This is a genomic window from Sphingosinicella sp. SM1-17 (assembly GCF_056821765.1).
The window spans coordinates 2144389-2165002 of sequence record NZ_JBPDIO010000001.1 but is presented as its reverse complement, the minus strand read 5'-3'; the positions used below and the strand labels follow the sequence as shown (position 1 = coordinate 2165002).

Annotated in this window: 25 protein-coding genes and 1 tRNA gene; 14 read left to right on the top strand and 12 right to left on the bottom strand. The window is 65.2% G+C overall.

The genetic code is table 11. From position 1 onward, the window contains the following. Positions 1 to 206 precede the first annotated feature (206 nt). Positions 207 to 1277, bottom strand: a complete 1071-nt coding sequence (locus ACRYLT_RS10870; protein WP_482664112.1) for an aldo/keto reductase — start codon at positions 1275 to 1277, stop codon at positions 207 to 209. A 98-nt stretch (positions 1278 to 1375) separates the two neighbouring features. Here ACRYLT_RS10870 and ACRYLT_RS10865 point away from each other — a divergent pair, with 98 nt between their 5' ends. After that, a complete protein-coding gene (locus ACRYLT_RS10865; protein ID WP_482664111.1) occupies positions 1376 to 2275 on the top strand; it encodes a LysR family transcriptional regulator in 900 nt (299 codons plus the stop codon). Positions 2276 to 2364: 89 nt separating this feature from the next. Here ACRYLT_RS10865 and ACRYLT_RS10860 read toward each other — a convergent pair whose 3' ends face one another. The 6 genes from ACRYLT_RS10860 to ACRYLT_RS10835 all read right to left on the bottom strand — a co-directional run bounded on the left by ACRYLT_RS10860 (position 2365) and on the right by ACRYLT_RS10835 (position 6239). Continuing rightward, positions 2365 to 2811 (bottom strand): VOC family protein, encoded by a 447-nt coding sequence (locus tag ACRYLT_RS10860; RefSeq protein WP_482664110.1) that lies wholly within the window; start codon positions 2809 to 2811, stop codon positions 2365 to 2367. 20 nt (positions 2812 to 2831) lie between these two features. Continuing rightward, positions 2832 to 3689, bottom strand: coding sequence for a helix-turn-helix domain-containing protein (locus ACRYLT_RS10855; RefSeq protein ID WP_482664109.1), 858 nt, complete (start codon positions 3687 to 3689; stop codon positions 2832 to 2834). 251 nt (positions 3690 to 3940) lie between these two features. Continuing rightward, positions 3941 to 4357, bottom strand: coding sequence for an NAD(+)--rifampin ADP-ribosyltransferase (gene arr / locus ACRYLT_RS10850; RefSeq protein ID WP_482664108.1), 417 nt, complete (start codon positions 4355 to 4357; stop codon positions 3941 to 3943). Positions 4358 to 4674: 317 nt separating this feature from the next. Next, a complete protein-coding gene (locus tag ACRYLT_RS10845) occupies positions 4675 to 5364 on the bottom strand; it encodes a DUF4336 domain-containing protein (RefSeq protein WP_482664107.1) in 690 nt (229 codons plus the stop codon). A gap of 362 nt (positions 5365 to 5726) precedes the next feature. After that, positions 5727 to 5802, bottom strand: a tRNA-Ala gene (locus tag ACRYLT_RS10840). Between the two features lie 110 nt (positions 5803 to 5912). After that, positions 5913 to 6239, bottom strand: a complete 327-nt coding sequence (locus ACRYLT_RS10835; protein ID WP_482664106.1) for a TIGR02300 family protein — start codon at positions 6237 to 6239, stop codon at positions 5913 to 5915. A gap of 137 nt (positions 6240 to 6376) precedes the next feature. Here ACRYLT_RS10835 and ACRYLT_RS10830 point away from each other — a divergent pair, with 137 nt between their 5' ends. From ACRYLT_RS10830 to ACRYLT_RS10805, 6 genes are all read left to right on the top strand, one after another. Next, entirely contained in the window at positions 6377 to 6790 is a 414-nt protein-coding gene (locus tag ACRYLT_RS10830; protein ID WP_482664105.1) for a hypothetical protein, read from the top strand. Then, a complete protein-coding gene (gene cmk / locus ACRYLT_RS10825) occupies positions 6787 to 7416 on the top strand; it encodes a (d)CMP kinase (RefSeq protein WP_482664104.1) in 630 nt (209 codons plus the stop codon). The genes ACRYLT_RS10830 and cmk overlap by 4 nt, the downstream gene beginning before the upstream one ends. Positions 7417 to 7434: 18 nt before the next feature. After that, positions 7435 to 8406: an NAD-dependent epimerase/dehydratase family protein gene (locus ACRYLT_RS10820; protein ID WP_482664103.1), complete on the top strand. Its 972-nt coding sequence runs from the start codon at positions 7435 to 7437 to the stop codon at positions 8404 to 8406. A gap of 84 nt (positions 8407 to 8490) precedes the next feature. Beyond that, positions 8491 to 9324, top strand: a complete 834-nt coding sequence (locus ACRYLT_RS10815; protein ID WP_482664102.1) for an N-acyl homoserine lactonase family protein — start codon at positions 8491 to 8493, stop codon at positions 9322 to 9324. Then, complete coding sequence (locus tag ACRYLT_RS10810) at positions 9321 to 10775, top strand: S41 family peptidase (protein WP_482664101.1); 1455 nt, start codon at positions 9321 to 9323, stop codon at positions 10773 to 10775. The genes ACRYLT_RS10815 and ACRYLT_RS10810 overlap by 4 nt, the downstream gene beginning before the upstream one ends. Continuing rightward, positions 10775 to 11776, top strand: coding sequence for an NADPH:quinone oxidoreductase family protein (locus ACRYLT_RS10805; protein ID WP_482665434.1), 1002 nt, complete (start codon positions 10775 to 10777; stop codon positions 11774 to 11776). Before ACRYLT_RS10810 ends, ACRYLT_RS10805 begins: the two co-directional genes overlap by 1 nt. Before the next feature lie 19 nt (positions 11777 to 11795). Here the strand turns inward: ACRYLT_RS10805 and ACRYLT_RS10800 are convergent, their stop codons facing one another. Continuing rightward, a complete protein-coding gene (locus tag ACRYLT_RS10800; RefSeq protein WP_482664100.1) occupies positions 11796 to 12197 on the bottom strand; it encodes a hypothetical protein in 402 nt (133 codons plus the stop codon). A 134-nt stretch (positions 12198 to 12331) separates the two neighbouring features. Here ACRYLT_RS10800 and ACRYLT_RS10795 point away from each other — a divergent pair, with 134 nt between their 5' ends. The 3 genes from ACRYLT_RS10795 to grxD are packed head-to-tail and all read left to right on the top strand — an operon-like array spanning position 12332 to position 13238. Further along, complete coding sequence (locus tag ACRYLT_RS10795; protein WP_482664099.1) at positions 12332 to 12658, top strand: DUF1476 domain-containing protein; 327 nt, start codon at positions 12332 to 12334, stop codon at positions 12656 to 12658. Between the two features lie 5 nt (positions 12659 to 12663). Further along, positions 12664 to 12897, top strand: a complete 234-nt coding sequence (locus tag ACRYLT_RS10790; RefSeq protein ID WP_482664098.1) for a BolA family protein — start codon at positions 12664 to 12666, stop codon at positions 12895 to 12897. An 11-nt stretch (positions 12898 to 12908) separates the two neighbouring features. Beyond that, positions 12909 to 13238: a Grx4 family monothiol glutaredoxin gene (gene grxD / locus ACRYLT_RS10785; RefSeq protein ID WP_482664097.1), complete on the top strand. Its 330-nt coding sequence runs from the start codon at positions 12909 to 12911 to the stop codon at positions 13236 to 13238. A gap of 60 nt (positions 13239 to 13298) precedes the next feature. On the opposite strand, the gene ACRYLT_RS10780 is transcribed toward grxD, so the two are convergent. Next, positions 13299 to 13691 (bottom strand): hypothetical protein, encoded by a 393-nt coding sequence (locus ACRYLT_RS10780; RefSeq protein WP_482664096.1) that lies wholly within the window; start codon positions 13689 to 13691, stop codon positions 13299 to 13301. A 123-nt stretch (positions 13692 to 13814) separates the two neighbouring features. Here ACRYLT_RS10780 and ACRYLT_RS10775 point away from each other — a divergent pair, with 123 nt between their 5' ends. Both ACRYLT_RS10775 and ACRYLT_RS10770 read left to right on the top strand, forming a co-directional pair. Further along, the gene (locus ACRYLT_RS10775) at positions 13815 to 14600 is read left to right on the top strand and encodes a helix-turn-helix domain-containing protein (protein WP_482664095.1); all 786 of its coding nucleotides are present in this window, start codon (positions 13815 to 13817) and stop codon (positions 14598 to 14600) included. A 314-nt stretch (positions 14601 to 14914) separates the two neighbouring features. After that, positions 14915 to 15247 carry a hypothetical protein gene (locus tag ACRYLT_RS10770; protein WP_482664094.1) on the top strand — a complete coding sequence of 111 codons (333 nt, stop codon included), beginning with the start codon at positions 14915 to 14917 and terminating at the stop codon, positions 15245 to 15247. A gap of 24 nt (positions 15248 to 15271) precedes the next feature. Here the strand turns inward: ACRYLT_RS10770 and ACRYLT_RS10765 are convergent, their stop codons facing one another. Then, positions 15272 to 15613 carry a PilZ domain-containing protein gene (locus tag ACRYLT_RS10765; RefSeq protein ID WP_482664093.1) on the bottom strand — a complete coding sequence of 114 codons (342 nt, stop codon included), beginning with the start codon at positions 15611 to 15613 and terminating at the stop codon, positions 15272 to 15274. Between the two features lie 141 nt (positions 15614 to 15754). Between ACRYLT_RS10765 and ACRYLT_RS10760 the strand changes: the two genes are divergently transcribed. Together ACRYLT_RS10760 and ACRYLT_RS10755 are read left to right on the top strand one after the other, a co-directional pair. Further along, entirely contained in the window at positions 15755 to 17197 is a 1443-nt protein-coding gene (locus tag ACRYLT_RS10760) for an ABC transporter substrate-binding protein (RefSeq protein ID WP_482664092.1), read from the top strand. Between the two features lie 3 nt (positions 17198 to 17200). Continuing rightward, positions 17201 to 17644, top strand: coding sequence for a DUF4112 domain-containing protein (locus tag ACRYLT_RS10755; protein WP_482664091.1), 444 nt, complete (start codon positions 17201 to 17203; stop codon positions 17642 to 17644). On the opposite strand, the gene nadC is transcribed toward ACRYLT_RS10755, so the two are convergent. Together nadC and ACRYLT_RS10745 are read right to left on the bottom strand one after the other, a co-directional pair. Then, a complete protein-coding gene (nadC, locus tag ACRYLT_RS10750) occupies positions 17641 to 18486 on the bottom strand; it encodes a carboxylating nicotinate-nucleotide diphosphorylase (protein WP_482664090.1) in 846 nt (281 codons plus the stop codon). The genes ACRYLT_RS10755 and nadC overlap by 4 nt on opposite strands. Continuing rightward, a complete protein-coding gene (locus ACRYLT_RS10745; protein WP_482664089.1) occupies positions 18483 to 20588 on the bottom strand; it encodes a prolyl oligopeptidase family serine peptidase in 2106 nt (701 codons plus the stop codon). Before ACRYLT_RS10745 ends, nadC begins: the two co-directional genes overlap by 4 nt. Between the last annotated feature and the right edge of the window lie 26 nt (positions 20589 to 20614).

The window sequence follows — 20614 nt, the reverse complement described above, 5'->3', positions numbered from 1 at the left end:
CGACCTACAAGTGGATGATCTCCAGGCGTCGGGATCGGACCGGCTCCTGGCCTGATAGGAACAGACCCGACTTACTCTGAGGTCGCTGCTGCGTGAGTGACCTGAACATGATGGGGATCGGGCATCGGCTCGGCCCCTGATCTCCTTCCATCCTGGCAAACCCGGTTCGACGACTTGGACCGAATCCATCCTCTTGATGCGTCGACCTAGGATCGCACGGGGATATTCAAGCCTCCGGTCACTACATGCCGGGCCATCGGTCGCTTCAGAAACTCGTGGGGAAAGCCCAGATCCACAGCGCTGGCCTCGTCCAGTCTTCGGCGCTGATCGTCGGTAAAGAGGACCTCGAGCGCGCCGAGATTGTCTTGGAGCTGCGCCAGGGTGCGCGCGCCCAGGATAGTTGACGTAACTGCCGGGTTGAGAAGCGTCCAGGCGAGCGCCACCTGAGCCCGAGAGCGTCCGAGTTCATCCGCAATCTCGGCCACCAGATCAGCGATCGAGAGTGCGCGTTCATTCAAAGAAGCGTTCGCGACTGCCACGTTCTTGCGCGTCCCGACTGGATCGGCCGAAACCTCGTGGACAAGGTCTGCTCGGCTATACTTGCCGGTGAGCACTCCGCTTCCCAGCGGCGACCAGGGCAGCACGCCGAGGCCCAGTTCGCGTGCCATGGGGATGAGGTCACGTTCACCCGTTCGCTCGATCAGGCTATATTCGATCTGCAGCGCGACGAGCGGCGACCAGCCGCGAAGATCCGCAATGGCCTGCATTCGGGAGACCTGCCAGGCGGGCGTGTCGGAAATGCCGAGGTACAGCACCTTCCCCTGCGCGACGAGGTCGTCCATCGCCCGAAGTATCTCCTCGACGGGGGTCGTGTCGTCCCAGGCGTGGAGGTAAAGCAGGTCGAGATGATCGGTGCGCAGGCGCCTCAGGCTCTGCTCCACCGAGTTCATCATGCTCTTCCGATGATTGCCGCCCGAGTTCGGATCGCCGGGCCGGGTGCTCAGCGTGTATTTGGTCGCGATCACCAGCTTGTCGCGCCTGCCTTCCGCGAAGTTGCCGACGAACCGCTCGGACGTTCCATTGGTATACTGGTTGGCGGTGTCGATGAAATTGCCGCCCCCTTCCACATAAGCGTCGAAGATGCGGCGAGACTCGTTCTCGTCAGCGCCCCATCCCCAATCGGTGCCGAAGGTCATCGTTCCCAGGGACAGCGGCGAGACGCGCAGGCCCGATCGGCCGAGCAGACGATAGGACCGGAGAGTGCGAGATGCGATCATGTATGGGCTCCTTGGAGATGGTGCCGCGACCTTCCCGCAAGGGCTCTCACAAGATAATACCGAATTATCTGGAAGGATCATTAAGCGGGGAGGGTATAATGCGGGGTTCCGAATTTGCGCGCCTGTCCGCCTTTGCGGAGGTGGTGAAGCAGGGCAGTTTCGTCCGCGCCGCAGTACAACTCGGGGTCACGCCTTCCGCCCTCAGCCAGACCATTCGACTGCTGGAAGACCGGATGGGCGTCCGGCTTCTCGACCGGACGACGCGAAGCCTTGCGCCGACCCGAGCCGGTGCTCGCCTCTACGAGCGGCTCGACTTCATCCTCGGTGAGCTTGCCGAGGCCGTCGAGGAAACCGTGGCAAGCGAGTCGTGCCCGGCAGGGATTCTTCGGCTTAACATGGCCAGGGCGGCGGCGGTCAGCATTGTGGCTCCGCGTCTGGGCCGGTTCCATCGCAACAACCCTGCCGTGATCCTAGACATCGTAGTTCAGGATGCGCTCGCCGACATCGTCACCGACAGATTCGACGCCGGGATCCGCATCGGCGAGCGGCTTGAAAAGGACATGATTGCAGTTCCGGTAAGCGGTGAACTGGAGATGATCGCCGTCGCCGCGCCCACCTATCTAGCCGCTCGGGGTGTTCCCGAAACGCCGAATGACCTGCACCGTCACGACTGCCTCAACTGGCGGTGGCCGAGTGATGGCTCACCTTATCGTTGGGAATTCGTCGTCGGCGGTAGGGACGTGGAGGTCGAGGTAACGGGGCCACTCATGTCGTCCGATCCCGAACTCATCCTCCAGGCCGCGCTGCAGGGTGTAGGCATCGCCTACACATGGGATTGGAGAATGGAGCGCTGGCTGGCGGAGGGGCTGCTGATTCGCGTCCTGAAGGACTATTCGCCCCGGTTCCCCGGGTTCCAGCTCTACTATCCGGATCGGCGGCACCAGCGCCCTGCCCTTCGCGCTTTCATCGAGTGCCTTCAGGACCGCGACGAGCGCTGAACTCGAAGGAAGCTCGGCTTCATCGACCACCCGCCTGAATGGCGGAGATCCGGCGCTTCGCGAGTGAGTTGAGTGTTCACCACTCAACCTCAGCAAGATCCCGCCGCAATCCGATCGTAGCGCCGCTGCATTTCCTCAGGCGAGACTTCCTCGATCGAGTGGCCGATGAGCCAGTCATAGCCGAAGGGGTCCCGGATCGTTCCGGCCCGTTCGCCCCAGAAATGATCGGCGGGCGCCCGCACGAGGCGGGCACCGGCCTTGACGGCATTGTCGATCATCCGGTCCGCGTCGTCGACATGGAGATGGATCACGAAGCTGCTCGGCCCCTCGGGATCGAGTGCGTGGATTCCAAACTCAGGAAAGGGCGCCGACAGCAACACGGTCATCTCGCCGAACAACAGCTCGACGTGACCGATTCGTCCGCCCGGTTCCACCAGGCGGAACTTCTCCACGGCGCCGAAAGCCTCCTTGTAGAAGCTGATTGCGGCTTCGGTTTCGGCGGCTCGCAGATAGGGATAGACTTCATGGATCTGCATCGGCTTCTCCTTTCGCCGACTCAGATAGCCGATCCATTCTCCCGCATCTTGAACAAATCTGATCCGCAGACCGGAAGCGTGACATGCCGCGGATGCGTCTTCGGCAAGCGCTCGTAACGGGTGAACGTAAGACCGGTGAAGGCACGGAACTCCCGCGCCATATGCGCCTGGTCCGCGAAGCCGACGGCGGCGGAGATTTCGGCCAGTCCCGACCGGCCGGGACGGGATAATGCGTCGATCAGCCGATCGAACCGCCTGACCTGCCGATAGGTACTGGGCGCGAATCCGATCTCGTTCCGGAAACGATCGCAGAAATGTCGGTGACTGAGCCCTGCCTCCTCGACCACAGCTTCAATCCTCGCCCCCCGATCAAGCCGCCGCAGAGCATGGCGCACGAGCGGATCGGGAGGCTTCGAATCTCGAAACAGGCGGGAGAGTTCGTCCTCGAAACGGTCGAGTCGCTCCTCGATGGTCAAAGCGCCCTCGATCCGTTCGACCATCTCCCGGGCGACGCCGCCGGGAAGAAGGTCGCCCAGCGGCGCGTGCCGGTTGACGAGGTCTCCTGACGGAATGCCGCACAACCGGCCGAGCGCATCCGGCCGAAGCACCGCGCCCACGCTTCCGGCGCCGTCCAGGGCCTTGCACACGGCGCGGCAACGCATGCCGGCGAGGATGAAGGCCGAGACAGTCTCAGACGAAGCCTCCTCAATCGACCGGTAAAGACGGAGGGGAATGCCGCCGAGCCGGATCACGAGGTGATGCGAGCCGCTCGGCAGCGACAATTCCCTTGATCCCGGAACCGTGCCCGCAATCGTTTCGCACGACCAGACAAGGTCCACAAAGGGCCGCAACCCGGGCCTGGGAACTCTGCAGATCACGCCAAGCTCCTCGCACTGCGTCACCTGAACCGAAGACAGGTTTCGTAGCCCGTCGAAATCCGGATGCCATTCCCAGGGCCGGCGCGCAACTGCCTGGTCTCCGGGGCGCGTTCCCTGGTGGAAGCCTCGCAGCGTCGAAGACGGGGATGGGCACCCTCTCCCCACCATCCGGAACCCGCCTCCGCTTGTCCCGGAAGGTGGATGACGGAGCGACAGGGCGCCTAGCCGACGGTGCTTCGCCGCCCACCCGACTAGTCAATGATCGGTTGCGATCCCTCCGCCTCCAGACGGGCAAGGCCCTCCTTCATCTGCTGCACCTTTCCGGGCGGGTGTCCTTGCCATCTTGTGACCTCGGCAATGATCCTCAGCGGCTCGCGAGAGCGGTAGGAGAGCGTCGGGTTGCCGGGGAACCTCTGATCGGTCAGGTTGGGATCGTCGAAGAAGGCCCCGGTGGGCTCCACGACATAGATGCGCTCCGCTCCGCCTCCGGCCGCGAGCTCGGCACCCCAGATCGCCGCGTCGAGAGTCGCCGAGAAGTAGACCCAGGAAAGCGGTTGATCTTCCGTGAAATTGGATCGGTGGCCGACAAGGATGTAGTCGCCGGGTGACAGATCGGCCTTGGTTCCGTGGAAGAAGGATTGCGAGAACATGGTGGCGCTAGCCGACATGAGGAAGGCTCCCTGAAGCGAATCGAGGGCCGTTCCTATGACATGGTGGGGCTCGATTGACGCAAGCCCCACCCCGGAATAGACCATCAGAGTGGCGGAAGAGGCTTGGCCTGAAGGCGCCCATCTCCTGATAGTTTTCGAAGCGCGACAGCAGCGAAGCTGCGCGAGATTGCCTCACCCGCTTGCAGGATGAATCGCGTTGTTCGACCTCTCTCGGGATGAGGAAATCGCGGAATGATTCCGACGACCGCAGGGACGGACTTGGTCTATGCCTGTTCAGAGCGACTGGAAGTCGTGGAAAACGAAACAGCAGCCAATCAGCGAAGCAGCCATTCAAATGCGCGGGCGATCACGGCGCGGCCGTTGCCCTTGATTGGAGCGGCGTGAGCCGCGAGGATGTTCTCAATCGGCCAGGCCAAGATCTGTTGCAGCGCGTCGCGCGCGACCCCTCGGTCAAAGGACGTAATTCGGAATTTCCTCGGGACTGTCGGCTCGGGCGCCGTGAGGAGGTCCAATCTCGCGACTAACGCCCGCCAACCCTTGAACCACCCGCGATCGAAATTCTGGATCAGGTCGGTGAAGATTACCGACCGGCTGCGGACATGGAAAAATACGACTTCGGTCGTGATCCGATTTCCACGCACCACGACTTGATCGATATCTCCTGACCATTCCGCTGCGGGACCAGCATCGAGGTCGCCATCCAGGGCGATCTCGCGGAGCCGTGCGCGCAACTCTGCGGGCGCGTGAAATCTTGCTGCTGGATACGCTGAGCGCCAGTCGCCGATAAATCGATGATGAAGCGTGTTCGGCGCAACAACGTGACGGACCGGACCGAGTTGCTCGACAGCCGCGCAGAGTTCCGTCGAAAGTGCGATGGGCGACCAGACGAAGAGCGCGCCGCCCGACAATCTGATGATGACCATGCGCGTGGGATATCTGAACCCTGCTACGAGCACCGTCGGCCCGTCTACAATCCAGATCTCGTCGCCAAATTGTTGTAGCATCTTTGCCCAGGCGATTTGCAGGCTAGCGCAAAGACGCGCCGGACCTGCCTCGTTCCTACTTTCGCTTACGAGGCGCTACAATGCCGCTCAAAGGGCGAGGACTGGGCCTTAGCTGCGATTCGACCGCGTTCGTTAGCGAATGGCGGCGCTCGCCTCCACTTCACCCAGAAGCAGACCGTCTGTTCTCGTCCAAGGCCAGCCATTCACGGCAGAGGCATAGCGCCGGATGGCTCCCAGTGGCTGGGTGACAAAGAGTTCAAGGAGTCCCGCTAGAGCGCAAGGACGTGAGGAACGGAAAGTGTGGGCCGACTACCGAGCCACCCGATAAGGACGGCAGAAATCCAAGGCGATTATGATTGGAATGGTGGAGCCGAGGGGGATCGAACCCCTGACCTTCGCAATGCCATTGCGACGCTCTCCCAGCTGAGCTACGGCCCCTGACCCTTCGCGGCCGCTGCTGAGGTGCGGCCGGCTGATGTGGCGCCGGATGTAAGTGAGGCGTCGCCCCGGCGCAAGGCTTGTTGAACGCCCCCTGTTCGGTCGGCGCCTTAGACTTCCTCGTCCTCGTCGCCGGCCCCCGGAACGCCGATATCATCGTCGCCGCCGAGATCAACCTCGTCGTCCGGATTCTCCTCGGCGTCATTGTCGACGTCGATGTCGAGATCCTCGGCCGCCAGGTCCGAATCCTCCTTCTCGGCCTCGGCCTCCGGCTTGGCGCTTTCGAACGGCAGCGGCTGCTTCGACTTGAGCACCGGCTCGGGATACCAGGAAACGCCGCACTGGATGCAGGTCACCGGCTCTTCCTTGCCGAGGTCGTAGAAGCGGGTCGAGCATTTGGGACAGGTCCGCTTGGTGCCCCATTCCGGCTTCACCATGGGTGAAAAATCTCCGTGTCGAATAGATGAAGTGGGCGCCGCCTAGCGGGGGAACCCTGATCGGCGCGCGCCTTGCCACATGGGTGGGGCGCTGTCAAAAACCAAGCGCATGAAGACTGCGAAGCACGCAAAAGGGATTGGGCGCCGACCTCGCCTTCGATCGGCCGCGGAACGAATCGGGGGAGCCGCTGGCTGACCTCGTCGTCCGCCATTCGTCGCTTCGAGCGACCCAAGTGCCGCTCGGAATCGCGCCGGACATGATTGACGAATTTCCGATCCCGTTCGTCGCCACCGCCTTCGCCGACGAGCGCACCTGGGCGATCGGCGTCGAAGTGGAGGAGGACGAGGAAGGCCTCACCGTTCACGGCCGCGGCGGCAGTTCCATGCCCGGCGGCGCAACGCTCGACGCGCGCCTGGACCATCGCATCGCGATGAGCTTCGCCGTGGCTGGCCTGCAGGCGAAAGAGCCGATAGGGATCGCCGGCATGGAGAGTGTCGACACCAGTTTCCCCGGTTTCGAGGCAGCGCTCGAGGCGCTGACAAGCGCATGATCATCGCCGTGGACGGACCCGCAGCAAGCGGCAAAGGCACGATCGCCAAGGCGCTTGCCCGCCATTTCGGGCTGCCTCACCTCGATACCGGCCTGCTCTACCGGGCCACCGCCTTGAACCTGCTCGCCATGGGCGGCGATCCGGACAGCGAGTTCGCGGCCGCCCGGGCGACGGACATCGAACAGATCGACTTCGACGATCCCGAGCTCAAGAGCGAGACGGTTGGCGGGATCGCCTCGCGCATCTCCGCCTATCCGCTGGTCCGCGAGGCCCTGCTGGAGCGTCAGCGCCGGTTCGCCGGCCAGCCGGGCGGAGCCGTGCTCGACGGGCGCGACATCGGAACCGTCATCTGCCCGCAGGCGGAAGCCAAATTGTTCGTGACCGCGCGGCCCGAAGTGCGCGCCCAAAGACGCTTCGCTGAACTCCAGGCCATGGGACTCCACGTCCACTATCCGGACGTCCTGGCGGACATTCATGCCCGCGACGAACGCGACCGCAGCCGTTCCGCCTCCCCGCTCGTCCCTGCCCCCGACGCCGAACTTCTGGACACCAGCGAACTGGCGGTCGAAGCGGCGGTCGAGCGGGCGATCGCGATCGTTGCCGAGCGGCTCGAACCGGCGCGCTAGCTCCAGGCAGGGACAGGCGTGCGGCTTCTGCTGACCGGATCGTCGGGCTGGCTCGGGCGCTTTCTCGCGCCGCGGCTGCGCCGGGACGGACATGAGGTGACGGGGCTCGACATCGCCCCCGGCGAGTCGACGGACATGATCGGATCGGTCGCCGACCGGAGCCTCGTCGACCGGCTGTTCGCCGAACGCGGATTCCAGGCCGTCGTCCATGCCGGAGCGCTGCACAAGCCGGATATCGAACGCTATTCGAAGCAGACCTTCGTCGACGTCAACGTGACCGGCACGCTCAACCTGCTCGAGGCCGCGGTGGCGAATGGATGCGAGCGGTTCGTCTTCACGTCGACCACCTCGCTGATGATTTCGGAGCAGGTTCGCGCCGGCAAGGCGGGCGGCGCAACCCGTGCCTTCTGGCTCGACGAAAACTTCGGCCCGATCGAACCGCGCAACATCTATGGAGTGACAAAACGCTCCGCCGAGCAGGTCTGCGCCCTCTTCCAGCGCGAGCATGGCCTCCCCACCGTCATCCTTCGCACCGGCCGCTTCTTCCCGGAGGAGGACGATACGCTGAGCGGCCTGTCGGGTCCGAACATCAAGGCCAACGAAATGCTGAACCGGCGCCTCACCGTCGAGGATGCTGCCGAGGCGCATGTCGCGGCCCTGGAACGGGCGCCGCAGATCGGCTTCGGCACCTTCATCGTCTCGGCGCCGCCGCCTTTCCGGCGCGCGGATTGCCGGGCCCTGCTGGAGGACGCGCCGGCGGTGATCGCCCGCTATTTCCCCGATGCCGCCTTGCTCTATGCCCGCGCCGGCTGGACTCTTCCGGCCAGAATCGACCGGGTCTACGATCCATCGCTTGCGGAGCGGGTGCTGGGTTTCCGTTGCTCAACCGACTTCGGCACCGTGCTGGATTCGCTCGCCGCGGGCCGACCACCACCCTTCATCCACGACCCCCATTATGTGTCGCCGAAGGAACGGCCCCGCCCGACCTGAGCTTCCGAAGAAGGAGCGTCGCTCGATGCTGGCGGATGACGGCGCAGCGCCTTATGCTGAGACCATCAGGCAGGGAGAGGGGCGATGCTGAAACGGGCATTGGGCGTGGCGCTGGGCTGGCTGGCACTGACGGGGATGCAGGCGCCGCCGCAACCCGATCTGAGGCTTTGGCGGCTCGACTGCGGCGAAATCGTCATCAAGCAATATGGCGCCTTCTTCTCGGACACGTTTCAATATCCGCCGGGACCCAAGAATATCGTCGCCAGCTGCTATCTGATCCGCCATGGCGATCGCTACTTGTTGTGGGACACCGGCCTGACCGACGCCCTGATCGGCCAGGGGATCGACAATGAGGCGCAGACGCTCCGGCTCGGCCGAAGCCTTGTCGATCAGCTTGCCCAGATCCAGGTCCGGCCGGAGCAGATCGAGATGATCGGCATCAGCCACTGGCATTTCGACCATACCGGCCAGGCCCGCCATTTCCCGCAAGCGCGCCTCCTGATGGGCCGGGGCGATGTCGAGATGCTTCGCCGGACGCCGCCGGTGTCCGAGGATTCGGCGCGTGCGCTCGCCCACTGGCTGACGGGAAGCGGACAGATCGAGGCGATCGACGGCGATCGCGACCTCTTCGGCGACGGCCGGGTCGTGATGCTCGATCTTCCGGGCCATACGCCCGGCCATTATGCGCTCCTGGTCCGGCTCGATTCCGGGCCGGTGCTCCTGTCCGGCGACCTTTATCACTTCACCGAGCAGGTGGAAAATCGCGGCGTTCCGCCCTTCAACCATGACCGGGCCGACACTCTGGCCTCGATGGACCGGTTCGACCGGATCGCCCGCAACCTCCGCGCCCGGACGATCATCCAGCACGAGCCGGCCGACATCGCAAAGCTTCCAACCTTCCCGGAGGCGGCACGGTGATCGGAGCGGCGCTGATCGGAACCGCGATCGCCGCCGCCACTCCTGAAGACGTCGCGGCCGCATGGCGACGCTTGACCGAAGCCGATCTCGAAGCCGCGCACCGGATCGTCAGCGAGGATCATCCAGGCGCCGCCCCTGAAACGGGCGATCCAACCTTCCGACGCTCCCTCGCGGACGCGCTCGAGGCCGGACGCGAGCGCGTCCGGCAGGTCCGATCCCATGCCGGCTACGCCTCGACGATGATGGCGTTCGGCAATGCCCTTGGCGACAAGCATATTCGCTGGCGCCCGACCCTGGCTCCGGCGACGATCGACTGGGCCGGCCTGCTGTTCGTCAGGCGCGGCGACCAGTGGATCGTCTCCGACGAGGAGCAGGCGACCGACGGCGCTCCGCTTCGCGGCTCGCGGCTGATCGACTGCGACGGAGTCGAGGCCGAGCGGCTGGCGGAGCAGAGGCTCGGCGGGTTTCGCGCCGTCTGGTCGGTGCCAGCGCAGCGGATCGCGGTCGCCCCACTGCTCCTGGTCGACGACGGCAATCCCTTTCTTCGCCGACCGGCCCGCTGCACCTTCGACCAGTCAGGCGAACGTCGCGACGTGGAGCTTCGCTGGCGAAGCGCTTCGCGGACGGGCCTGGCGCCGCGGATCAACGGCCAGGTCAAGCGAGGAGCGCCGGGCTTCGGAGTCCGTCGGAGCGGCGAGGGCTGGTGGATCGCCCTCCAGTCGCTTTCCGACGACGCCCGACCGGTCGTCGAGGCCGTCCGCGCACAGGCGGAAGAGATTCGGCGCGCCCCTTATGTGGTGCTGGACATGCGCGGCAATGGCGGCGGCAACAGCCTCTATGGCGACGAGATCGCCGAAGCCCTGCTTGGCCGCGAATCGGTCCGTGGCGTGGAATCTGACGGCCCGCCGCCCGACTGCCCGCCGGTCTGGCGAACCTCTTCCCGCAACCTTGCGGCGCTGGCCGAGATTGCCCGAACCGCGTCCGAACGCATGGGCGACGAAGCCGTCGCCTTCTGGCAAGCGCAGCACGAACGGGCGGTTGCCGCCCGCGCGGCCGGCCGTCCGCTGTCCGCGCAACCGACCTGCGAAGGCGTCGACCTGCGGCCGCGGCCGCTCGCAGAGCCGCCGCGGAATTCGCTCTTTGCCGGCCGCCTGATCCTCCTGACGGATCATCTCTGCTTCAGTTCGTGCCTGCTCGTCGCTGACCGGTTCCGGAGCCTCGGTGCGATTCATGTCGGCGAAGCGACCGATGCGGCGACCCGCTATTTCGAGGTCAGGGAAGATCCCCTTCCTTCGGGGCTCGGCCTCTTCTCGACGCTCCAGGCAATGTCGCGCGTGTCGCCCTACCAGATCGGCCCCTTCGCTCCAGAGCGTCAATATGACGGCGACATCAGCGACACCGACGCGCTCGAACGATGGGTGGCGCAGCTCGCCCTACCAGGAGACAGATGATGAAGGCCCTGCTTTCCACCGCCCCCGGCGGACCGGACACGCTCCAGCTCACCGAGCTTCCGGATCCGGTGCCGGGACCCGGCCAGCTTCTCGTCCGGGTCAAGGCCTGCGCCATCAACTATCCCGACGTGCTGATCATCGAGGACAAATATCAGTTCAAGCCGCCCCGTCCCTTCGCTCCGGGCGGGGAGATTGCCGGGATCGTGGAGAGCGCCGGCGAGGGCGTGTCGGACTGGTCGTCGGGCGACCGAATCATGGCCATGCTGGGCCATGGCGGACTGGCTGAAAAGGTTCTGGTCAGCGCCTCGACGGCGCTCCGGCTGCCGGAAAAGCGCAGCTTCGCGGAAGGATCGGCCCTGATCCTGACCTATGCGACGACGATCCACGCGCTTCTCGACCGAGGCCGGCTCAAGGCGGGCGAGACCCTGCTCGTGCTCGGTGCCGCAGGCGGAGTCGGGCTTGCGGCCGTGGAGCTCGGCAAGGCGTTCAGGGCCCGGGTAGTCGCTGCCGTCTCCTCCGCCGAAAAGGCCGAGGCTGCCCGTGAAGCCGGCGCCGACGAGGTCCTCGTCTACCCGCGCGGACCCTTCGACAAGGAAGGGGCGCGAGCGCTTTCGCAGCAGTTCAAGGAGGCGGTCGGCGGCCAGGGCGCGGACCTGATCTATGACCCTGTCGGCGGCGATTATACCGAAGCGGCGCTGAGAGCGATCGCCTGGGAAGGACGGCTGCTCGTCGTCGGCTTCCCGGCCGGGATCCCGAAGCTTCCGCTCAACCTCACCCTGCTCAAGAGCTGCGACGTTCGCGGAGTCTTCTGGGGCGCGTTCGCGGCGCGCGATCCCAGGGCCAATGCCGCCCATGTCCAGACGCTGTTCCGTCTTTGGGACGAGGGGAAGATCGCGCCCAGGGTCAGCCGCACCTGGCCGCTCGAGCGCGGCGCGGAAGCCATCGCTCACATGGCGGCTCGGCAGGCTGTGGGGAAGCTCGTCGTCACGATCGGCGAGTGAGCTTCACCCCCGCCTCCGCCTATTGGGCGGGCGCCGCTCCGGCAGCCGCCCGACGCTGACGGATCCCCGCAGCGATCTGCGCTTCGGCTTCGCCGAGCCGGCTGCGAAGCTGAGCGAGCGCACCCGCCCTTCGCTCTTCCGGCATGGTGGCGATATAGGCCTCGGCCGACCGCTCGAGCTGGGTCCGCTGAGCCGCACAGCCGCTCAGCACTCGGGTAGCACCGGCCTCCGGAGTCTCGGTCGCCGAAAGGGCTTCCACGCCGGTGGCAAGGCACTCGCCGAAAGCGATCGCCGCGCCCTGAACGGCCACCTGCGCCGGCGACGGCGCCGGAGCCTGCGGCTGGGAGGGCTGGGCAGGCTGTGCGGCCGCGGCGCTGGCGGCGATCAGCAGGCTTGCAGCGAACGCGATACTCGATTTCATGATGATTCTCCTGTCAGACCCTCTCACTGACACATTGCCTCGCCGACGCAAGCGGGTTTTCCGCGCCCTCATCGCCGCCGTTGCACGGCCTGACCGGGCGTCCTATCTGGACGTCAACCAGCAAAGGGACCCACATGACCACGTTCGACGACCGCGAAAAGGCTTTCGAAGGCAAATATGCCCGCGATCAGGAGATGCAGTTCAAGATCGTCGCTCGCCGCAATCGGCTGCTCGGCCAGTGGGCGGCAAAGAAGATGGGCCTGACCGAGGCGGAAGCCGACGCCTATGCCCGGGACGTGATCCGCGCCGATTTCGAGGAAGCGGGCGATGAGGACGTCATCCGCAAGCTGCTCGGCGACCTGACGTCCGCGGGGGTCGAGGTCGACGAAGCGACGATCCGCGAGCAGGTCGAGCACAAGACCGTCGAAGCTCGCCGCTACTTCATGGAAGCTCAGGGCTGATCGTCATGCCGATGGCCGCCGACGAGATCGAGAGCTTGATCAAGACCGGCATTCCCGATGCCTGGGTCGAAATCGTCGACCTTGCCGGAGACGGCGACCATTATGAGGCCCGAGTGGTCTCGGAGAGTTTCAGGGGGTTGTCGCGCGTCCAGCAGCAAAGACGTGTCTATGAGGCGCTCGGCGGCCGAATGGGCAACGAACTGCACGCGCTGAAGCTGACCACCGCCGTACCGGATTGAAGGAAATCGAAATGACCGACGCCAAGCAGCGCATCGACGAGATCGTCAGGAGCAACGACATCGTTCTCTTCATGAAGGGAACCGCCTTGTTCCCGCAGTGCGGCTTCTCGAGCCGAGCGATCGCCATCCTCGATCATCTGGGAGTGCCGTTCGAGACGGTCGACGTTCTCCAGGATCCGGAGATCCGGCAGGGAATCAAGGAATATTCCGACTGGCCGACGATCCCGCAGCTTTACGTCAAGGGCGAGTTTGTCGGTGGATCGGACATCATGATGGAGATGTTCCAGGCCGGCGAACTCCAGCAGCTGCTGGAAGAAAAGCAGATCGCCAAGGCTTCCTGAGCCGCCGCTCCGCCTGCCCATCCCCGGGAGAAGGGCAAGGGAGCGGCCGTCTTCTCCATACTAGGCGGCGGCCGGTTCACGGCTGCGCTGAAGGCCGACATATTCCAGCGCCGCCAGCGCAAGCACGGCAGCGCCCTGCCCTGCGACGAAGAGCGAACCGAGACCGGTGATACCCGCCGTCGTGAAGGCGACGATCAGGCTTTCAACGGTCCAGCCGACATTGCCGATGATGACCAGCCAGACGAGGCCGGCATGAGCCATGCTGCGCGAGCCGAGCCAGCCGAGAAACAGGCCGAACGGAATGAGCAGATAGCCGGCACCGGCCAGCAGCCATTCGGAAAGTCCGGTAAGCTGGGCAAGGGCGCCGTCGCCGACGACGAGAGCCGCACCCATTCCGAGGCAGCTTGCAGCATCGAGTATCAGGATCCGCTTCAGGAAAGTCGAAAGTTGCATGTCGTCCTCCATTGTCAGGCCGGCATTGCGCCGGATGCCGCAATCATGTTCCGTGACAGGGAGGCGGGTCGATTACCTCGAAGGTAATGGCGGCTGCAGCCGCGTGGAGTCAGGATCAGGTGCATGAACATGATTGCAGCACAGCAGGATTTCGGCGGCCAGTTGCGCGAATGGCGCCAGCGCCGGCGGCTCAGCCAGCTCGATCTCGCGCTCGAGGCCGAGATTTCGTCGCGCCACCTGAGTTTCGTTGAAACCGGCCGCTCGCGTCCATCGCGCGAGATGGTGCTGCGACTTTCCGAGTGCCTGCAATTGCCGCTTCGAAGCCGCAACGCGCTGCTGCTCGCCGCCGGCTTTGCTCCGACCTATCCGGAACGGAGCCTCGACGACCCGGCGATGGATCAGGCGCGCCAGGCCATTCAGAAGCTACTCGACGCTCACCAGCCCTTCCCGGCTTTGGCCGTAGACCGGCACTGGACCATGCTTGCCCACAATGCCGCGGTGCCCAGGCTGCTCGGCGGAGTCGCTCCGGAGCAGCTTCAACCCCCCGTCAACGTCCTTCGGCTCAGCCTCCATCCACAAGGGCTGGCGCCGCGGATCGTCAATCTAGCGGAATGGAAACGCCACCTGATCGATCGCCTCAAGGGCCAGATCGCCGCGAGCGCCGATCAGCGGCTGGAAGCGCTTCGGGAGGAACTGGAATCCTATCCGGCACCGGCCAGCCGAATGCCGACGGAGCCAAGCTCGGGGCTGTTCGTGCCGATGGTCCTCGAGACCGAAGCGGGTCGGCTGTCCTTCTTCTCCACCACGACGGTGTTCGGAACCCCGGTCGAAGTGACGCTGTCGGAACTGGCGCTGGAAACCTTCTTTCCAGCTGACTCGTGGACCGCCGATGCGCTTCGTCGCTTCTAAGTGGGAAGGGGGCGGACCGCGCGACCGGTGAAGCGCTGGTCCGCCCTGAGTGGAACCGTGTGGACGCGCTGTTCGATACACGCCGCGTGCCAGTTCCCGCGAGCGGCGGAAATCTGCGGCTTCCGATGCTGAATCGGATTTAACCCTTTCGGTCGGTGTAAAGTGAACCGACAGCTGGCTTCCATCCCCGGAACAAGTGGTTGCGGCGACCTGTCAATCCTTACCGGATCGTTCATCCTAACGGACAGCCGAGCCTTAACGCCTGTCTGCCATGGCAGTCCCGCTCCACGAGGAGGTTCGGAGTGAGTTCGAGCATGACGGAGATGAGTGGCGTCGCGGGAGTTGCATCCGAAGTCTCGGACGACGACCGCCGAGTCTACCGGCGGCTCCCTTTCCGCGGCAACGAATTTGCCGTCCGAATCGACAATCTGCGAGCGAGCATCAGGCTGAACGATCTGTCATGCCGAGGGGCGTCCTGCCTGAGCGAGGTACCGCTCAAGGTCGGCGAGATTCTTTATATCGAACTGGATGCGAAGCATTGCGTCGCCGCCGAGGTGCGATGGATCCGCGGCCTTCGAGTCGGACTCAAATTCGCCAATCCGCTCGACATCGCGACCGTGGAAAGGATTCACAAAAAGGCGGCCTGAACTTAGCGTCCCGACGCTCGCGTCTTATTCGGCGGCGTCTGCCCTGACCGCAACCCATTCGCAGCGCGCGAGGCTGATCGGATCGAGGAACATTCCCCCCATTCGAGCGCCGATCTGCCAGCGGACCTGAGCCTGGACCGCCCCAATGCCCGGCACGTCGAGCGACACGTAGGAACCGATCAGCACCGGCGCCGCGCATTCGGCCTTGAAGCCGCAGGTCGATACGTCGCGAACTCGAACTTCGACGTCGTAAAGGTCCGAAGATCTGAGGCTGGTCGGGCCGTCCACCGGCATACGCTCGGAACGCCGAGGCTTCATCCCGGGATCCTGCTCGTCGCGATACGGCTCGAATGAGGCGCGGTCCATTGCAGCCGCCTAACGGGCCAGTGGTGAAGAAGGCGTAAAGGCGGCTGCAATTCGTGCGGCAGCGGGTAAAAGGCGGGCTGGCCGGGGGATCATGATCGGACCGACTCCAGCGGGGCGGTCCGGAACTTTGACGGTGAGGACGTGTCGAGTCGGACGATCATCGCTATTGCCGGCGCCGGTCTGGCCCTGCTCGCCGGTTGCGAGCGCCCGACGACGGGACCGATAACGGTCGCCGCCATTGGCGGTGAACCGCGCCTGGTGAACCCCAACCTCCAGCCGCTCGATCCGCCGTCCGCCTTCCTCACCCAGGCCGTCGCCCAGGGTCTGGTCCGGTTCGATTCCGCGGGGGAGATCGAGCCGGCTCTGGCCCAGAGCTGGATCGTCTCGGACGACGGACGCCGCTACACCTTCCGGATCGGACGAGCGACCTGGTCGGACGGCAGCCGGGTCACGGCTGAGCAGGTAGCCGCTCGACTGCGCGCCGCCGTGAGCCGGGCCAGCCGCAATCCCCTGAAGCCGGTGCTCGGGACGATCGAGGACGTTGTCGCGATGACCGACGAGGTGCTCGAGATCAGCCTCAGCGGACCGAGGCCCAATCTGCTCCAGCTTCTCGCCCAGCCGGAAATGGCCATCCTCCTGAACAATCGCGGCACCGGTCCCTACCGGATCGCAGCGCCGGGCGATCCGCTCCGGCTCGAGCTTCCAAGGGCCGAGGATGAGGAGGAAGCCGAAGCCGCCGGACCGGACATATTGCTCAGCGGTCGGAGCGCAGCCATCGCGGTCGCCATGTTCAGCGCCAATGAAGCGGATCTGGTGACCGGCGGAAGGATCGGCGACCTTCCGCTCGCTCGAGCCGCCGCACCGCCGGGAGACCGGCTCGTCTTCGATCCGGTCTCGGGCCTGTTCGGATTCGTCTTCACCAGCAGCGAGGGCGCGCTGGCGGATCCCGCCGTGCGCCGCGCGATGAGCATGGCGATCGACCGCCAGGCGCTCGTCGCGGCTCTCGGAGCGCCGAACCTGACGCCGCGAACGGCCCTTCTGCCAGGCGGGATCGAAGAGCTCCCGCAGCCGGCGCAGCCGGACTGGGCGGCCTTGCCCCTGCCGATGCGACGCGAGCTTGCCGCTCGGACGATCGAGGCTCTCGAGGAGCCGCTTCGGGTGAGAGTGGCCATGCCCGAATCGCCCGGCTACCGGCTCGTCTTCGCCCATTTGCGGCGGGACTGGCGATTGATCGGGATCGAACCGGAACGGGTGGCGATCGACGCTGCAGCCGATCTGCGGCTGGTCGACAGGGTGGCCCCGGCCAGCCTCGGCAGCTGGTACCTGCGCCACTTCACCTGCGACAACAGCCCGATCTGCGACCCTGCGGCGGACCAGGCCCTCCAGGCCGCCCGAGTGGCCGGCAATCTCCAGGATCGCCGACGGGAAATCGCTACCGCCGATCAGCTGCTCAACGTCCTGACGCCCTTCATCCCGCTGTCGGGCCCGGTGCGCTGGTCGCTCGTCTCGCCGCGACTCACCGGCTTTCGACCGACCCCGTTCGGCCGGCATGAACCCAGCGAACTCATTGCGGAGCCGTTCTGAACCATGGCCATCGATCCGAGGCAATTCGAACGCATCGCCAACGAGCTGCCGATCGGGCGCGACCCGGCGTCCGTGCGGCGCCGGGTCGAGGCCATGGAGGCGCTGCTCGAGCGCGCCTTCACCGTTCCCGGTGTCGGCGCCAAGGTCGGGCTCGATTCGGTGCTCGGGCTTGTTCCCGTCGTCGGCGACCTGATCACGGCCGCGATGGGCGCTTGGCTGGTCTGGGAAGCGCGAAATCTTGGAATGTCGAAATTCCACCTTGTCCGGATGATCGGCAATGTCGGCTTCGATACGGCGGTGGGCGCCATTCCCGTGGTCGGCGACCTGTTCGATTTCGCCTTCAAGTCGAACAGCCGCAATCTCCGGATCATCAAGAAGTGGCTCGACAAGAATCACCCGGCGAGCCGGACGATCGAGGGGCAGGTGATCGAACGGCGGGAGCCTTAAAGCGGTTCGAAATCGAGGCCGATGTCGACGGCCGGCGCGGACTGGGTGATCTTGCCGACGGAGACGTAGCTAACGCCGGTGGCGGCGCTGTCCCGGATCGTCTCCAATGTGACTCCCCCGCTGGCTTCCGTGGGGACTCGGCCGCCGACCTGAGCGACGGCCTCGCGCAAGGCCGCCGGACCCATATTGTCGAGCAGAAGATGGGTCGCTCCAGCCTCGATCGCCGGCTCGATCTGATCGAAATGATCGACTTCGACGATGATCCGGTCGATTCCCGAAGCCCGGGCGCGCCGAACCGCCTCGGCCACCCCGCCGGCGACCGCGATATGATTGTCCTTGATCATCGCCGCGTCGTCGAGCCGCATCCGGTGGTTGCGGGCACCGCCCATGCGGGTGGCATATTTTTCCAGCACGCGAAGTCCGGGAAGGGTCTTGCGCGTGTCGAGGAGGAGGGCGCCGGTTCCGGCAATCGCGTCGACATAGCGGCGCGTGAGCGTCGCAATCCCGGAAAGGTGCTGGACCGTGTTCAACGCCGAGCGTTCGGCCGTCAGCATCGCCCGGGCCTTGCCGGCCAGGCGAAGGAGGATGTCGCCAGCCTCAGCCTTCTCGCCCTCCCCGGCCAGCCGCTCGATCTCGACCTGCGGATCCAGTCTTCGGAAGAAGGCTTCGGCAATCGGCAGGCCGGCAACGACGATGTCGTCGCGGCTTCGCATCACTCCGGCAAAACGGGCATCCTCGGGAATGACCGAGTTCGAGGTGATGTCGCCGCCCTCGCCCAGATCCTCGGCCAGCGTGGAAGCGAGGAATTTGTCGAGATCGAACCCTTCGAGTTCGAAGCTCACCAGCCGCCACCTATTTCCCGCTTCAGGAAGGCGAACAGAAGCGCCGCTCGGGTTGCATCCTCGCTCCGGTCTGCGCCCACCGAATGGCCACCTTCACGATATTCGCGATAGTAAAAGCGATGGCCGAGTTCGGCATGCCGTGCCGCCATCTTCCGCGCGTGGCCTGGATGGACCCGGTCGTCGAGAGTCGAGAGATAATAGAAGGTGGCCGGGTAGTTGGGGTCGGCTCGAAGGTTCTGGTAGGGCGAGTAGCGGGAAATGAACGCCCAATCCTCGGGGACGTCCGGATCGCCATATTCGCCCATCCAGGATGCTCCGGCGAGAAGCTTCGAATAACGCTTCATGTCGGTGAGGGGCGAACCCGAGATCACCGCACCGTAAAGATCCGGCCGCTGATTGGCCGCTGCACCGACGAGAACGCCGCCATTGGAACGACCGGAAATGGCGATCCGCTTCGGCTCGGTCAGACCGGCACGGACGAGGTCCTCGGCGACGGCGTGAAGATCGTCGAAACTGCGCTGCCGATTCTCGCGAAGTGCCGCCTCATGCCAGGCCGGGCCATATTCCCCGCCGCCGCGAATATTGGCGAGCACATAGGCATTGCCGTCCTCCACCCAGAACAGGCCAAGCGGCCCCGACCGGTAGGGTTGCTCGGTCAGGTAGGTCGGAGTCTGCGCCGCTCGGAAACCGCCATAGGCATGGATCAGAGTCGGCACGGGACCGGTGGTGCCGCGCCTTCGCACCAGGAAATAGGGGATCCGCGTTCCGTCCCGTGAAGTGGCGAATCGCTGCTCGACCGTGAAGCGGCTGGAATCGAACTGGGCCGGAAGGCTTTGCACCAGCCGGGTCTCGCCACCCGGCCGAACGACATGGAGCGATGGCGGGGTCAGCATGCCTTCGACCCGCACCAGAGCGACGTCGTCAGGCCCTCCCGCCGCTTCCAGGCGGAGCGTGCTGTTCGTGGGCAGGTCCATCGGCCGGCTGGTCCAGCGCCCATCGGCCCCACGGCGAAGGGCGAAGAGCCGCCCCGAAACGTCCTCCAGCGCCTTCACCCAGAGCACGTCTCCGCTTGCCGACACCTCCTCGATCGCCTGTTTCTCGGTCGGCGCCATGACCAGTTCCGGAACCACATCGGCGCCCGCGGCGATCCGATCGAGCGGATAGGCAATGATGGATCCCAGCGGCAGGGTACGGCCGCCGGCTTCGAGCGGGCTGTTGAGAGAGACGATCAGCCGTCCGCCGATCACGTCGCGAACGGTCGCGCTTTCCGGCATCGGCACCCGGCGAAGCCCGCCGGGCGTGACAAGCGAAACCTCGCTTGTCCAGAAGCTCAAGCCGCGGCGAACGAAAACCCAGCGCCGCCCCTCTTCGACCAATGCGAAGGGACTGACGCTGACGTCGGTACGCTCGCCCTCGAACAGGGTCTGAGCCTGGGACAGCGGCGTTCCCCGCCGCCAGATCTTGGCCACGCGGCCATAGCCTGAAGTGGTCAGCGAATCCGGACCATAATCGGTGACGACAATCAGTCGGTCCGAGTCGAGCCAGGCGACGTCGGTCTTCGCCTCCGGAAGCGAGAATCCGTCCTCGACGAAAGTCCCCGTTTCACGATCGAATTCCCGAACGACATCGGCATCGCCTCCGCCCGGCGACAGCGAAACGAGACAACGGCGATAGTCCGGAGCAAGGCAGTCGGCGCCGTGCCAGACCCAGCTCTTGCCTTCCTGTCGGCCGAGCGCGTCGACGTCGATCAGCACCCGCCATTGCGGCTGACCGGCGAGATAGGCCTGGAGCGGCGAAATCCGCCAAACGCCGCGCGGATGTTCCGCGTCGCGCCAGAAATTGGTGACGAAATCGCCCTGGATCTGACCGGGAAGCGCAATCTGCCGCTCGTCGTTGAGAATGGCGAGCGCCCGCTGGCGCCGCTCGTCGAAGCCAGGCGCCCGGGCAAGGTCGGCCTCGGTCGCCTTGTTCCATTGCTCCACCTGGGCGAGCGCCCGCTCCCCCTGAATTTCCTCGAGCCAGATATAGGGATCGTCCTGCTGGGCCGCGAAGGCGGCTGGTGCGAGCAGCAGGGCAGTGAAGGCAAGCAGCTTCTTGAGCAAGGCAGACATCTCCGCTGGAGGGTTGC

What these genes read in the sequence shown, in the direction of transcription:
- ACRYLT_RS10870 (WP_482664112.1), bottom strand. Translation starts at nt 1,277, where the DNA reads ATGATCGCATCTCGCACTCTCCGGTCCTATCGTCTGCTCGGCCGATCG.
- ACRYLT_RS10865 (WP_482664111.1), top strand. Translation starts at nt 1,376, where the DNA reads ATGCGGGGTTCCGAATTTGCGCGCCTGTCCGCCTTTGCGGAGGTGGTG.
- ACRYLT_RS10860 (WP_482664110.1), bottom strand. Translation starts at nt 2,811, where the DNA reads ATGCAGATCCATGAAGTCTATCCCTATCTGCGAGCCGCCGAAACCGAA.
- arr (WP_482664108.1), bottom strand. Translation starts at nt 4,357, where the DNA reads ATGTCGGCTAGCGCCACCATGTTCTCGCAATCCTTCTTCCACGGAACC.
- ACRYLT_RS10845 (WP_482664107.1), bottom strand. Translation starts at nt 5,364, where the DNA reads ATGCTACAACAATTTGGCGACGAGATCTGGATTGTAGACGGGCCGACG.
- ACRYLT_RS10835 (WP_482664106.1), bottom strand. Translation starts at nt 6,239, where the DNA reads ATGGTGAAGCCGGAATGGGGCACCAAGCGGACCTGTCCCAAATGCTCG.
- cmk (WP_482664104.1), top strand. Translation starts at nt 6,787, where the DNA reads ATGATCATCGCCGTGGACGGACCCGCAGCAAGCGGCAAAGGCACGATC.
- ACRYLT_RS10815 (WP_482664102.1), top strand. Translation starts at nt 8,491, where the DNA reads ATGCTGAAACGGGCATTGGGCGTGGCGCTGGGCTGGCTGGCACTGACG.
- ACRYLT_RS10805 (WP_482665434.1), top strand. Translation starts at nt 10,775, where the DNA reads ATGAAGGCCCTGCTTTCCACCGCCCCCGGCGGACCGGACACGCTCCAG.
- ACRYLT_RS10800 (WP_482664100.1), bottom strand. Translation starts at nt 12,197, where the DNA reads ATGAAATCGAGTATCGCGTTCGCTGCAAGCCTGCTGATCGCCGCCAGC.
- ACRYLT_RS10795 (WP_482664099.1), top strand. Translation starts at nt 12,332, where the DNA reads ATGACCACGTTCGACGACCGCGAAAAGGCTTTCGAAGGCAAATATGCC.
- ACRYLT_RS10790 (WP_482664098.1), top strand. Translation starts at nt 12,664, where the DNA reads ATGCCGATGGCCGCCGACGAGATCGAGAGCTTGATCAAGACCGGCATT.
- grxD (WP_482664097.1), top strand. Translation starts at nt 12,909, where the DNA reads ATGACCGACGCCAAGCAGCGCATCGACGAGATCGTCAGGAGCAACGAC.
- ACRYLT_RS10780 (WP_482664096.1), bottom strand. Translation starts at nt 13,691, where the DNA reads ATGCAACTTTCGACTTTCCTGAAGCGGATCCTGATACTCGATGCTGCA.
- ACRYLT_RS10775 (WP_482664095.1), top strand. Translation starts at nt 13,815, where the DNA reads ATGAACATGATTGCAGCACAGCAGGATTTCGGCGGCCAGTTGCGCGAA.
- ACRYLT_RS10770 (WP_482664094.1), top strand. Translation starts at nt 14,915, where the DNA reads ATGACGGAGATGAGTGGCGTCGCGGGAGTTGCATCCGAAGTCTCGGAC.
- ACRYLT_RS10765 (WP_482664093.1), bottom strand. Translation starts at nt 15,613, where the DNA reads ATGGACCGCGCCTCATTCGAGCCGTATCGCGACGAGCAGGATCCCGGG.
- ACRYLT_RS10755 (WP_482664091.1), top strand. Translation starts at nt 17,201, where the DNA reads ATGGCCATCGATCCGAGGCAATTCGAACGCATCGCCAACGAGCTGCCG.